Consider the following 13,210-nt stretch of genomic DNA (forward strand, 5'->3'; position numbering starts at 1 on the left):
GTCTCTCTTAAAGATGGGATACAGGAAGCACCGCACCTGGTTGCAGGTAGCGTTCCAGATTTAACAACAGATCGGTCAGCAAAAGTTCGCGGTTCACACCGGACACATTCAGCAATTGCTCCCGGCAGGTAAACAGCGCATGTAAGAGCGCGTGCAACGTGTCGCCGCGCATCTGGCGAGCAAGAGCGTGCACCAACACAGAGGCGTCCACATTACTGAGCAGGGTCGCGCCTTGCTGAACTTTCAGCGCATCCAGAAACAGCGATGACATCCATTGCAGACGCTCAGCAACCCGTTCATGGTTCAACGCCGGTAACACAGCGAGCCAGTCACCACTTTGCAGCGCAGTATCGACAGCCTGGCACAGCGTCAGCCGTTGCGACCAGCATTCTTCCTGCAATAATGCTTCCGCAGCGCCTGGTGACCCGGCACTCAGGCGAAGCGCGGTCAGTAGCGTCTCCGACGATGCCGTCACTTCCCGGCCAAGCCATGCGCTGGCATAGTTTTCTGCAGGAGGCGCAAGGTGATGCAAACGACAGCGGCTGCGCAAAGTCGCTAATAATCGTGCGGGTTCACGGCAGGCAAGGAAAAACCATGTCTGCGCTGGCGGCTCTTCGAGGGTTTTGAGTAACGCATTAGCGGCTGCATCCGTCAGCAGAGCGGCATCCTGAATCCATACTACTTTTGCGCCGCCCAGCCGCGCGTGTTCATACAATTTTTCGCTGACTTCGCGTACCGCATCAATCCCTAATGCAGTTTTGCCTTTTTCCGGCGTCAGCGTGTAATAGTCCGGATGCGTGCCTGCCTGCATAAGCTGACACCCCCGGCAATGACCACAACTTTTGTGCCCTTGTGGCGTCTGGCATAACAAAAAACGGCTGATCGCATAGATCAAGGCGTCTTCCCCCATGCCAGGCAATGCATGGATCAGTAATGCGTGGTGCCCACGTCCGGCCTGATAACTGGCTACCAGTTGTTCAAAGTCCGGCCGCAGCCACGGATACCATCTCATGCGCCCTGCTCCTGGACCCATGCCATAATGGTCTGACGAATATTTTGCATAACATCCTCCAGCGGCTGGGTCGCATCAATGGTGCGAATGGTGTCATCCTGCGCCGCCAGTTCAAGGTAACGGGCTCGCGTCCGGTTAAAGAACTCCAGCGACTCCTGTTCAATGCGATCCAGCTCGCCACGCGCACGCGCGCGTTTTAGTCCGACTTCTGGCGTCACATCAAGATAGAGGGTTAAGTCCGGACGGAAATCCCCCAGCACCGCATCACGTAAGGTGGCGAGCATCGCCTGATCAATGCCGCGACCACCGCCCTGATAAGCCTGGGTGGAAAGGTCGTGACGATCGCCAATAACCCACTGACCTTGCGCCAGTGCCGGTTTGATCACCGTTTCAACTAACTGTACACGGGCAGCATAAAACATCAGCACTTCAGCTTTGTCGCAAATGACCTCGTCACCTACAGAGCGAATATCCAGCACCAGGCTGCGCAGTTTTTCCGCCAACAGCGTCCCACCAGGCTCACGCGTGAATACCATTTCATTCACGCCAGATTCTTTAAGCGTGCTCACAATGACATCACGTGCCGAGGTTTTACCGGCGCCTTCAAGCCCTTCAATGACAATGTATTTACTGCCCATTTTTTTCCTTAAGTACTTTCAGGTATTCCTGCACTGACCGGTTATGGCTGGCGAGATTGGTGTTAAACGTGTGCCCGCCTTTGCCGTCGGCCACAAAATAGAGATACGGCGTCTTCGCGGGATGCGCCGCCGCTTTCAACGACGCTTCTGCCGGAATGGCAATTGGCCCCGGCGGCATGCCGCTTATTACATAGGTATTATATTCCGTCGGTGTATCCAAATCGGCGCGCGACAGCTTACCATTATAACGCGCGCCCATCCCGTAGATCACCGTCGGATCGGTCTGTAGCTTCATGCCAACGCGTAACCGGTTAATAAATACCGATGCGACCTGATCGCGCTCACTGGCCACAGCAGTCTCTTTTTCAATAATTGAGGCCATGGTAACCAGCTGGTTCTGGTCTTTGTAGGGCAGCCCTTCCATTCGCCCCTCCCAGATCTGCTCAACAGCCCGCACCATCTTTTGATGCGCGCGCTTTAGTAATGCCACGTCGGTGGTGTTGGCGGTGTACATCCAGGTATCAGGCCAGAACCAGCCTTCCACCCACTCCGGATGTTCCAACTTCAGAGCCTGCGCTACTGTAGCGTAATCATCATCTTTCAGTGTGTGTTTGATCCACGGTGCGTCACGCAACTGCTTAAGATAGTCACTCAACCGCATACCTTCGACCAGACGCAGCGGGAACTGCGCTTCTTTACCGCTTGCCAGCAACTGCAACATTTCACGAACGGTCATACCTGGCGTAAAACGATAGGTCCCGGCTTTAAAGTGCGAGAGATCCGGTTCCAGCTTAAGCAACCACTGGAATACCCGCGGACGGTTGATCACCTTCTCGTTGTACAACTGTTCACCCAAGGCAAGACGCCCCGTTCCGGCCGGTAGGGAAAAAATGTGTTCTTCCTTGATCAGGATCGTGCTGTCAGCCAATTGGCGAACCTTCCACACACCTGCTCCCGCTGCGATAACCATCGCCGCCAGCAGGAGAAGAACAAAACGTAACATTTTCTTCATGACTGATTTATCTGCTCACACAGGGGGGATAAAAAGTGATACAAATCACGCGCGGTCCAGTGGAGATCACCCCACTGCCGGACCGGGACTACCGGCATCAGCGCGTTGCAAATAAAGACTTCATCTGCTTGCTGCAACACATCCTGCCGCGCATTCACTTCGACAACGTTAAAACCTGAAGATGCCAGTTGCTGCATACAATATTGGCGCATAATGCCATCTACGCCGGCCTGATCCAGGCGGGGAGTAAAAACATCCCTGCCCCGACGCCAACAAAGATTGGCCGCACAACACTCAGTGAGCCAGCCATCGCTGTCCAGTACCAGCGCTTCATCAGCCTCAGTCTGTTCCAGGTGAGCGCGGATCAGTACTTGCTCCAGCCTGTTAAGATGTTTAATGCCTGCCAGCAGAGGGTTTCGCCCAAGACGAACCGGACTGAGCACCAGCGTCACGCCATCCTGCCGCCAGCGCTCGTAATGCGCCGGGTTAGCGGAAACAGAAAGGATACGCGTAGGAGTAATACAGTTTGCCGTACTATAACCTCGACCGCCTGCGCCGCGGCTGATGATGACTTTTACGACACCATCGACTTTTTCCTTCGCCAGCGTGCTCATCTCCCGCTCCAGCACTGGCCAGTCGGCGAACGGAATAAATAAACGCTCACATGCTTGCCGTAAGCGTTGCAGATGTGCAGCCAGAAACTGGATCTGCCCGTCAATAATGCGCGCAGTGGTAAAACAACCGTCGCCAAATTGTGTTGCCCGGTCAGTGGCGGCAAGCGTTTGCTGCTCAATGCCATTAATCAAGAACATAGAGGCTCCTTATGCGTGGCCGGACAGTTTGGCAGGATGAAAAGCAGAGAACAAGCGGAGAAAACCGAATAGAAAAGGCCCGACAAGCGGGCCTTAATATGGCTCAGATAATCAGACTTTTTTGAAGATCAGCGAACCATTAGTACCGCCGAAGCCAAAGGAGTTACACAGAGTGTACTCCATGCCGCTGACCTGACGCGCTTCGTGTGGCACGAAGTCCAGATCGCAACCTTCATCCGGGTTATCCAGGTTGATGGTTGGCGGAACGGCCTGATCGCGAAGCGCGAGAATTGAGTAGATAGACTCAACAGCGCCTGCAGCACCTAACAGGTGACCGGTCATGGATTTGGTGGAGCTTACCATCACGCGTTTTGCTGCGTCGCCAAATACCGATTTCACCGCCTGCGCCTCAGCTTTATCACCCGCCGGAGTGGAAGTACCGTGTGCGTTCACATAGCCAATCTGCCCCGGCTCAATGCCAGCATCACGCAATGCATTGACCATCGCCAGTGCCGCGCCCGCACCGTTTTCCGGTGGAGAAGTCATGTGGTAGGCATCACTGCTCATGCCAAACCCGATGATTTCTGCATAAATTTTCGCGCCGCGTTTTTTCGCGTGCTCGTACTCTTCAAGCATAATGATACCGGCGCCATCGCCCAGTACAAAACCATCACGGTCTTTGTCCCACGGACGGCTTGCCGCCTGCGGGTTGTCATTACGGTTGGAGAGTGCGCGCGCTGCGCCGAATCCGCCAACGCCCAGCGGGGTACTGGCTTTCTCTGCACCACCTGCGAGCATCGCATCAGCATCGCCATAAGCAATGATACGCGCCGCATGACCGATGTTATGCACGCCGGATGTACACGCCGTTGCAATTGAAATGCTCGGACCACGCAGGCCGAACATGATAGTCAGATGACCTGCCACCATGTTCACAATCGTCGACGGAACGAAGAACGGGCTGATTTTACGCGGTCCACCGTTGACTAGAGAGCTGTGGTTTTCTTCAATCAGGCCGAGACCGCCAATGCCGGAGCCAATCGCTGCGCCAATACGGGATGCGTTCTCTTCGGTGACTTCAAGGCCAGAATCATGCATGGCCTGTACGCCAGCCACAATTCCATATTGAATGAAATCATCCATCTTGCGCTGTTCTTTGCGCGAGATGATGTCTTCACAGTTAAAATCCTTTACTAAGCCAGCAAATTTGGTTGCATAGGCGCTAGTATCGAAATGGTCGATCAGGCTGATGCCACTCTGACCGGCAAGGAGAGCTTTCCATGTAGACTCTACGGTATTGCCGACAGGAGACAACATGCCCAGTCCGGTCACAACTACACGACGCTTAGACACGTTTGTCCTCCAGGGAGGGATAAATAAAGAGATTCGTGGGATTATTAGATAAAACTCAGGCGGTCGAGTGACCGCCTGGAGATGTTCACTTACGCCTGGTGACCGTTGATGTAATCAATGGCAGCCTGAACGGTGGTGATTTTCTCAGCTTCTTCGTCCGGAATCTCAGTATCAAACTCTTCTTCCAGAGCCATTACCAGCTCAACGGTGTCAAGAGAATCAGCGCCCAGGTCTTCAACGAAGGAAGCATTGTTGGTAACTTCTTCCTGCTTAACGCCCAGCTGTTCGCCGATAATTTTCTTAACGCGTTCTTCGATAGTGCTCATACTCTTAAATTTCCTATCAAAACTCGCTTTCGCGATGGTTTTCGTAGTGTATAAAATGTTGAAAAATTTGCAACTAAATCCCGGCAGTTCTTACCACGATTTTACGCTATTCTGAGGCTTTTCCCCCTAATAACGCAAATAAATTTCATCGTGGTTAAACCATATACATTCCGCCGTTGACGTGCAGGGTTTCACCAGTGATGTAACCTGCCTCGTCAGAGGCTAAAAATGCAACCGCGCTGGCGATTTCCTGAGCGCCGCCAAGACGGCCCGCAGGAACCTGCGCCAGGATACCCGCACGCTGATCATCAGACAGCGCACGCGTCATGTCCGTTTCAATAAAGCCCGGAGCAACAACGTTCACCGTAATACCGCGGGACGCAACTTCACGCGCCAGCGATTTACTGAAACCGATAAGACCCGCTTTAGCCGCAGCATAGTTGGCCTGACCAGCATTTCCCATGGTACCGACCACAGAACCGATAGTGATAATACGCCCATGACGCTTTTTCATCATAGCGCGCATTACCGCTTTTGACAGACGGAAAACAGATGAAAGATTGGTATCGAGGATATCGTTCCACTCGTCATCTTTCATGCGCATCAGCAGGTTATCACGGGTGATACCGGCATTATTAACCAGAATATCAACCTCGCCAAACTCCGCGCGGATATTTTCCAGAACGGATTCGATAGATGCTGCATCGGTCACATTCAACAGCAGACCTTTACCGTTCGCACCTAAATAATCGCTGATCGCCTTAGCACCATTTTCGCTGGTCGCAGTACCGATAACTTTTGCGCCACGCGCAACAAGCGTCTCAGCAATTGCACGGCCAATACCGCGGCTTGCACCGGTAACCAGCGCGACTTTTCCTTCAAAACTCATGGTTTTCCTCTTTTATTGCGCAAGTGCCTCAGACATCGCGTTCGGCTCATTGAGGGCCGATGCAGTCAGGGTGTCAACAATACGTTTAGTCAGACCAGTGAGGACTTTACCCGGGCCAACCTCATACAGGTGCTCAATGCCCTGCGCCGCCATAAACTCAACGCTCTTCGTCCACTGAACTGGGCTATAAAGCTGACGCACCAGCGCGTCACGAATCGCTTCCGGCGTTGTTTCGCACTTCACATCCACATTATTCACAACCGCGATCTGCGGTGCATTAAACGTAATGCTGTTCAGCTCAGCGGCCAGTTTTTCTGCGGCAGGTTTCATCAACGCACAGTGAGACGGTACGCTGACCGGTAACGGCAGAGCACGTTTCGCGCCAGCGGCTTTACAGGCTGCGCCAGCGCGTTCAACCGCTTCTTTATTCCCTGCAATGACGACCTGCCCCGGTGAGTTATAGTTCACCGGCGACACCACCTGACCTTCGGCAGACTCTTCACAGGCTTTGGCAATCGACGCATCATCGAGACCGATAATTGCCGACATGGCGCCTGTTCCTTCCGGGACAGCTTCCTGCATAAATTTACCACGCAGCTCAACCAGACGTACCGCGTCAGCGAAAGCCAGCACGCCTGCGCACACCAGCGCAGAATATTCACCGAGACTGTGCCCCGCCATCAACGCAGGCGCTTTACCGCCCTGCTGCTGCCATACGCGCCACAGCGCGACGGAAGCCGTCAACAGCGCTGGTTGCGTCTGCCAGGTTTTATTCAGTTCTTCCGCTGGGCCTTGTTGTACCAGCGCCCAGAGATCATAACCCAGCACCGCAGAAGCTTCAGCAAACGTCTGTTCAACCACCGGGTAAGTTGCAGCCATATCAGCCAACATACCAACCGTTTGGGAACCCTGCCCGGGGAACACAAATGCAAATTGCGTCATGTTTTTATCCTTATACTCAGAAACGAACCAGCGCGGAGCCCCAGGTAAACCCACCACCGAACGCTTCGAGCAGGATCAACTGACCCGGTTTAATGCGCCCGTCGCGTACCGCTTCATCAAGCGCGCTGGGAACGGAAGCCGCAGAAGTGTTGCCGTGACGATCTAACGTCACAACAACATTGTCCATCGACATACCCAGTTTTTTCGCTGTCGCGCTGATAATTCGCAGGTTAGCCTGATGTGGCACCAGCCAGTCAAGCTCGCTGCGCTCCAGATTATTGGCCGCCAATGTTTCATCAACAATACGCGCCAGTTCAGTGACCGCCACTTTAAAGACTTCATTACCCGCCATTGTCAGGTAAGTGGAGTTTTCCGGCGTCACGCGATCCAGATTCGGTAACGTCAGCAGTTCACCATAGCTACCATCCGCGTGAAGATGTGTAGAGATGATACCCGGCTCTTCAGATGCACCAAGTACAACAGCGCCAGCACCGTCGCCAAACAGAATAATCGTCCCGCGATCTTCCGGATCCAACGTCCGCGCCAGCACATCAGAACCAATCACCAGTGCATGTTTCACCGCGCCGGTTTTAACATATTGATCGGCGATGCTCAGCGCATAGGTAAAACCAGCGCAGGCTGCAGCAACATCAAACGCCGGACAGCCTTTGATCTCCAGCATATTCTGAATCTGGCAAGCCGCGCTCGGGAATGCATGCGTCGCGGATGTCGTCGCAACAATGATCAAACCAATCTGATCTTTATCGATGCCGGCCATTTCCAGCGCGCGTTTAGCGGCCTCAAAGCCCATGGTCGAAACAGTTTCGTTTGCAGCGGCGATGCGGCGCTCACGGATCCCTGTACGGCTGACAATCCATTCATCAGACGTTTCGACCATTTTTTCCAGATCGGCGTTTGTTCGAACCTGCTCGGGCAGAAAGCTGCCGGTACCAATAATCTTCGTATACATGTACGCTCAGTCACTCTCGGGTAATATACACACACTCTGATTTTCGTCGCTTGATGCAGGCGAAGCAGGATGGGCGTACACAGATTCCAGGCGAGCGGCAATCCGTTGTGGAACCTGCCGCTGCACCGCCTGCACTGCCTGTTCAATCGCGACGGTAAAGGCTCGCTGATTGGCTGCACCATGACTCTTAATCACCGTGCCGCGCAATCCTAACAGACAGGCGCCATTATACTGGTCGGGGTTGAGGTGACTGAATCGCCTTGTCAGGCTTTTTTGTAACCAACGCTTTAATAAAATCAGCCACCACGACCTTTTTTGCCCCTCGCCCTGAGATTTCAGCAACGAAAGGAACATTCTGACAACACCCTCCATGGTTTTTAATGTGACATTTCCTGTGAAACCGTCACAAACCAACACATCCGTTTTGCCGGTGAGCAATTCATTCGCTTCCAGATAGCCAATGTAGTTCATTGCTGGAACCGAGCGTAATAATGCAGCAGCATCGCGGATACTGTCATGGCCTTTGGTTTCTTCTTCACCAATATTCAGTAACGCAACGCGCGGATTTGTAATCCCAAGGATCTCTTCCGCCATGACTGCGCCCATTACCGCAAATTGCGACAACATTGTACTGTCACAATCCACATTAGCGCCAAGATCCAGCACTACTGTTTTGCCCTTTTGCTGATGAGGCAACACCGTCACCAACGCCGGACGCTCAATACCTTCAATCGGTTTGAGCAACATTTTCGCCAGCCCCATCAACGCGCCAGTGTTACCTGCACTCACGCAGGCTTGGGCGCGCCCTGCTTTCACCAGTTCAAGCGCAATGCGCATTGAACTACCGCGACTGTTACGAATAGCCTGCGCGGCACGCGCATCACTGGCAATAACTGACTGTGCAGGAACGATAAGCAAACGCGAACGCTGCTCGAAATCAGCTTTGGCAAGTAATGGCGTGATAGCGTCGGGATCGCCGACTAAAAGAAGATTGAGTTGAGAATTAGAGTTCAGTGCCTGCAAAGCTGCAGGCACTGTCACGGAAGGACCAAAATCCCCTCCCATGACATCTAACGCCAGGGTTAGACGTGTCAAGGTATCGTCGCAGCCTGGTTCGGTTTATCCCCGCTTACGCGGGGAAATCCTCACTAAGCTTCATCACGCTTGCGCGTGATTACTTAGTGATAACCTTGCGACCGCGGTAGAAACCGTCGGCGGTAACGTGGTGACGCAGGTGGGTTTCACCAGAAGTTTTGTCTACAGACAGGCTGGTGACTGCGGTCAGCGCGTCATGGGAACGACGCATGCCACGTTTGGAACGGGTTGGTTTATTCTGTTGTACGGCCATGGACCTTACTCCTTAATTACTTACGCTTTAAGCTGGCTAATACGGCAAATGGATTTGGTTTTTGCGCTTCATCAGGCAATTCACCAAAGACCATGTCCGCCTCGGACACTTCACAGTGTTCAGAATCATGCACCGGAACTACTGGCAAGGAGAGAATGATTTCATCCTCAACCAGGGCCAGCAGATCGATTTCACCGAATTCGTTAACCTCAATCGGCTCATACGCTTCCGGCAGTGCTTCAGCCTGCTCATCTGAACGCACAGGACTGAAACAATACGTTGTGTGAACATGATGGGTGAACGGCTTCCCGCAGCGCTGGCATTCGAGCGATACCGTTACCTTCGCCTCTCCGGTTAACACGGCAAGACGCTGATTATCGATAGCGAACGACATGGAGCACTCCACATCACTGTCCACGCTGACTACAGACCCGGCAACACGCTCAACCTGCTCGGGGGTATAGATACCCTCGTAATCAAGGCGTTTTTGAGCCGTACGAACCGGATCAAGAGTCAGGGGTAATTTTACCTTTTGCATAGGGCGCGCATATTAACTTTGTAACGTCATAGAGTCAAAGAAAAAGGCAGCCTGAGGTTGCCTTTTGCCAATAATTCGCACACATTGCGGCCTACAGTTTAAAATGCCTGTCATTGTTAAGCCATATTTGGTGAAAAAAATATGTCTGCTCTCATCCTTGCTTCAACGTCTCCGTATCGTCGCGCCCTGCTGGAAAAACTGGGGTTATCTTTTGAATGCGCTGCACCGCACACCGACGAAACACCGCGCCCTGGCGAGTCTCCACGCCATCTGGTCCAGCGCCTGGCGCAAGAAAAAGCACAATCACTGGCACACGCCTGGCCCCAACATCTGATTATTGGTTCAGATCAGGTCTGTGTGCTTGACGGTGAAATTACCGGTAAACCTCACACGGAAGAAAATGCGCGCCAGCAATTAATGAAAGCCAGCGGAAATATCGTCACTTTTTATACAGGTCTTGCGTTGTATAATTCGGCAACCGGCCACATACAGACTGAATGTGAACCTTTCGATGTCCACTTTCGCCGCTTGAGTGAGCAGGAGATCGACGATTATGTGCGTAAAGAGCGCCCGCTGAATTGTGCTGGCAGCTTTAAGAGTGAAGGCCTGGGGATCGCGCTGTTTGAACGCCTCGACGGTCGCGACCCGAATACACTGGTGGGCCTGCCGTTAATTGCCTTATGCCAGATGCTGCGACGTGAGCACTGTAACCCGCTGTTAAGTTAATGCTTTACCGATCACAGATTCTTTTTTAATCACCCCTTACATTCATCACCAATATTGAAACAATGTTTTAATTAAAAGGAGGGGTGATGAATATTTTCCGCAGCCTGGCGCTGACGCTAACTCTGCTGGCGTCCGTTAACGCCACTGCACAGGAAGAGTGGCAAACGCAGGGCATTGTCGAAGGTAACCTGCCCGCTGGGTGGCAGACGTTGAAAGCACAGATGCACTACCCTGATTCTTGGTTATCCGGGAAATATAGCCATTTCTCGCAATGGCAAACCCACAGCCGCCGGTTATTTCGCAACGCACTGCTCACCCCAAATGCAACACAACCTTTTGCTCCACACGCTATTGCTAACGAGGATCGCGGCAGCTATATCGCCGAAAAGCTGGCGATAACAATCACGGATGATAATCGCATCGCTGCACTGCTACTCATGCCCAAAACGCCCGGCCCCCACCCTGCCATCGTATTACTTCACGATCACGGTTCAAAATTTGATATTGGCAAAGAGAAGGTGATCCGTCCTTGGGGTGATGCAGAAAAACTGGCCAGCGCGCAAGCCTGGGCCGACAAATTCTTCAGCGGTAAATTTATTGGCGATGAACTGGCGAAGCGCGGTTATGCGGTCATTGCCATCGATAGCCGCGGCTGGGGCGATCGCGGTCCAATGGTTTACGAGCAGCAGCAGGCGCTGGCAAGTAACTACTTTAATCTTGGTCGCTCACTCGGTGGAGAAGTGGCCTATGAAGATATGCGCACGGTGGATTTTATCGCTTCTCATCCCCAGGTGGACAAACAGCGTATCGGCGTGGTGGGATTTTCGATGGGCGGTTTCCGCGCATGGCAACTGGCGGCGCTGAGCGATAAGGTCGCAGCGACGGCCGTAATTTCATGGTTTGGTACCTACAATGGCCTGATGCAACCGGGGAATAATGTTCTGCGTGGGCAATCCGCCTTTTATATGTTGCACCCCGGCATGCCTGCGCATATGGACATTCCCGATATCGCCAGCATCGCAGCGCCGAAACCCATGCTGATTTATAGCGGCGGCAAAGACAAACTGTTCCCGGCGGAAGCTGTGCAGGAGGCGTTCACAAAAGTGGAGAAGATCTGGTCATCACAAAATGCCAAAGACAAACTGGTCACAAAAACCTGGCCAGAACTGGGGCACGTTTTCTACCAGGAACAGCAGGATGAGGTTTTTCCGTGGCTGGATAAATGGCTAAAACCCTAGCCGAAGCACTCTTCCCCTCTCCGGACGAGAGGGGAAATATCATTTAGCATTACGCAGGACGTGCAGGCAGTGTTTGAGCGCATCATCCAGCGGTGCTTCAATACGCAGCGTTTCGCCAGTGTGCGGATGGGTAAACTTAAGCGCAGCTGCATGCAAAAACAGGCGCGACAAACCGGTTGAGGCCAGTTGCTTGTCAAATTCACGGTCGCCATAACGATCGTCAAAAGCAATGGGATGCCCGGCATGTTGCGTATGCACACGGATCTGGTGCGTCCTGCCCGTCACCGGACTGCAACGCATCAGCGTGGCGAACGCATAGCGCTCCTCCACTTTAAAGCGGGTTTCCGAGGGCTTGCCTTCACTGTTCACACGCACAATACGCTCACCGCTTTGCAGGATATTTTTCAGCAACGGCGCCTGCACCACTTTGACATGGGACTGCCATTGCCCACGCACCAACGCCAGGTAATCCTTCTGCATATCCTTGCCGCGCAACTGCTCATGCAGAGAACGCAGTGCTGAACGCTTTTTCGCCACCAGCAGGACACCGGAGGTATCACGATCAAGACGGTGCACCAATTCAAGGAACCGCGCCTCAGGACGTAACGCCCGCAGCCCTTCGATCACGCCAAAACTCAACCCACTGCCGCCATGCACTGCCGTGCCGGAAGGTTTATTCAGCACCAGGATATGATCGTCTTCGTAGAGAATGACATCGCTTAACTGAGCGACTTTTTGCAGATGCGGCGAAACAGCCTCTTCTTCTCTCTCCGCCACACGTACTGGTGGAATGCGCACTTCATCACCGGCTTCCAGCTTGTACTCCGGTTTGATGCGTTTTTTGTTCACCCGCACTTCGCCTTTACGCAAAATGCGGTAGATCATGCTCTTGGGCACACCTTTTAGTTGGGTGCGCAAAAAATTATCGATGCGTTGCCCCGCTTCGTCAGCGGAAATGGCAACAAATTTTACGGATGGCGTCTCAGTTTTCATGGGTGGCGATTCTAAATAGCCTGGATGATTAGCGCCACTCATTTTTATATGCTTATATTTACCTTTGAACCTGGCTTGCTGCGTTTTACACAGTTGATTCGGCGGTTATTAAACCGATCCGTGGTCAAAGGTGAAAAAACTGTGAGTAACCGGGTGATAAATGGTAAAAGTCAGCTTGCTATAACAGGGTTCGCAAGGAATAATGTTGCCGTTTTCCGTGTTGAATTTTGCTAAAACAAGTAAATGAGCGGAATGACCAGTTTTGCCTGTCCGATCATACACGCAGCAATGGCGTAAGACGTATTGAACTTTCAGGCAGTTAGCGGGCTGCGGGTTGCAGTCCTTACCGGTAGATGGAATCTTCTCTGGAGAGTTTTTCCCAGGCTGTTCCCCTGATAATTGCGCTGTGTTTT

15 protein-coding genes are annotated in these 13,210 nt (G+C 52.7%); 2 read left to right on the top strand and 13 right to left on the bottom strand.

Features of this window, described 5'->3' with window-relative positions; translation table 11 throughout:
* Positions 1-7 precede the first annotated feature (7 nt).
* From holB to yceD, 12 genes are all read right to left on the bottom strand, one after another.
* A complete protein-coding gene (gene holB, locus ABGA49_RS02985; protein WP_088236521.1) occupies positions 8-1,012 on the bottom strand; it encodes a DNA polymerase III subunit delta' in 1,005 nt (334 codons plus the stop codon).
* Positions 1,009-1,650, bottom strand: a complete 642-nt coding sequence (tmk, locus tag ABGA49_RS02990) for a dTMP kinase (protein ID WP_088236522.1) — start codon at positions 1,648-1,650, stop codon at positions 1,009-1,011. Before tmk ends, holB begins: the two co-directional genes overlap by 4 nt.
* A complete protein-coding gene (gene yceG / locus ABGA49_RS02995; RefSeq protein WP_061494866.1) occupies positions 1,640-2,662 on the bottom strand; it encodes a cell division protein YceG in 1,023 nt (340 codons plus the stop codon). Before yceG ends, tmk begins: the two co-directional genes overlap by 11 nt.
* Positions 2,659-3,474, bottom strand: a complete 816-nt coding sequence (pabC, locus tag ABGA49_RS03000) for an aminodeoxychorismate lyase (RefSeq protein ID WP_347665110.1) — start codon at positions 3,472-3,474, stop codon at positions 2,659-2,661. Before pabC ends, yceG begins: the two co-directional genes overlap by 4 nt.
* 111 nt (positions 3,475-3,585) lie before the next feature.
* The gene (gene fabF / locus ABGA49_RS03005; RefSeq protein WP_061494864.1) at positions 3,586-4,827 is read right to left on the bottom strand and encodes a beta-ketoacyl-ACP synthase II; all 1,242 of its coding nucleotides are present in this window, start codon (positions 4,825-4,827) and stop codon (positions 3,586-3,588) included.
* Positions 4,828-4,916: 89 nt separating this feature from the next.
* On the bottom strand, positions 4,917-5,153 hold the full coding sequence (acpP, locus tag ABGA49_RS03010; RefSeq protein ID WP_000103754.1) for an acyl carrier protein: 237 nt from the start codon (positions 5,151-5,153) through the stop codon (positions 4,917-4,919).
* Between the two features lie 154 nt (positions 5,154-5,307).
* Positions 5,308-6,042: a 3-oxoacyl-ACP reductase FabG gene (fabG, locus tag ABGA49_RS03015; RefSeq protein ID WP_061494863.1), complete on the bottom strand. Its 735-nt coding sequence runs from the start codon at positions 6,040-6,042 to the stop codon at positions 5,308-5,310.
* A 12-nt stretch (positions 6,043-6,054) separates the two neighbouring features.
* On the bottom strand, positions 6,055-6,984 hold the full coding sequence (gene fabD, locus ABGA49_RS03020) for an ACP S-malonyltransferase (RefSeq protein WP_061494862.1): 930 nt from the start codon (positions 6,982-6,984) through the stop codon (positions 6,055-6,057).
* Between the two features lie 16 nt (positions 6,985-7,000).
* Complete coding sequence (locus ABGA49_RS03025; protein WP_088236524.1) at positions 7,001-7,954, bottom strand: beta-ketoacyl-ACP synthase III; 954 nt, start codon at positions 7,952-7,954, stop codon at positions 7,001-7,003.
* A gap of 6 nt (positions 7,955-7,960) precedes the next feature.
* Positions 7,961-9,049, bottom strand: coding sequence for a phosphate acyltransferase PlsX (plsX, locus tag ABGA49_RS03030; RefSeq protein ID WP_082794156.1), 1,089 nt, complete (start codon positions 9,047-9,049; stop codon positions 7,961-7,963).
* A 79-nt stretch (positions 9,050-9,128) separates the two neighbouring features.
* The gene (rpmF, locus tag ABGA49_RS03035; protein ID WP_020457446.1) at positions 9,129-9,302 is read right to left on the bottom strand and encodes a 50S ribosomal protein L32; all 174 of its coding nucleotides are present in this window, start codon (positions 9,300-9,302) and stop codon (positions 9,129-9,131) included.
* Positions 9,303-9,318: 16 nt separating this feature from the next.
* Complete coding sequence (gene yceD, locus ABGA49_RS03040) at positions 9,319-9,840, bottom strand: 23S rRNA accumulation protein YceD (protein ID WP_061494859.1); 522 nt, start codon at positions 9,838-9,840, stop codon at positions 9,319-9,321.
* 141 nt (positions 9,841-9,981) lie between these two features.
* On the opposite strand from yceD, the gene ABGA49_RS03045 reads away from it, so the two are divergent.
* Together ABGA49_RS03045 and ABGA49_RS03050 are read left to right on the top strand one after the other, a co-directional pair.
* Positions 9,982-10,566: a nucleoside triphosphate pyrophosphatase gene (locus tag ABGA49_RS03045; RefSeq protein ID WP_061494858.1), complete on the top strand. Its 585-nt coding sequence runs from the start codon at positions 9,982-9,984 to the stop codon at positions 10,564-10,566.
* 86 nt (positions 10,567-10,652) lie between these two features.
* The gene (locus ABGA49_RS03050) at positions 10,653-11,804 is read left to right on the top strand and encodes an alpha/beta fold hydrolase (RefSeq protein ID WP_347665111.1); all 1,152 of its coding nucleotides are present in this window, start codon (positions 10,653-10,655) and stop codon (positions 11,802-11,804) included.
* Positions 11,805-11,843: 39 nt separating this feature from the next.
* Here ABGA49_RS03050 and rluC read toward each other — a convergent pair whose 3' ends face one another.
* The gene (gene rluC / locus ABGA49_RS03055; RefSeq protein WP_088236528.1) at positions 11,844-12,797 is read right to left on the bottom strand and encodes a 23S rRNA pseudouridine(955/2504/2580) synthase RluC; all 954 of its coding nucleotides are present in this window, start codon (positions 12,795-12,797) and stop codon (positions 11,844-11,846) included.
* Positions 12,798-13,210: the final 413 nt, after the last annotated feature.

This window comes from Kosakonia sp. WA-90 (assembly GCF_039871955.1).
GTDB lineage: Bacteria > Pseudomonadota > Gammaproteobacteria > Enterobacterales > Enterobacteriaceae > Kosakonia > Kosakonia oryzendophytica.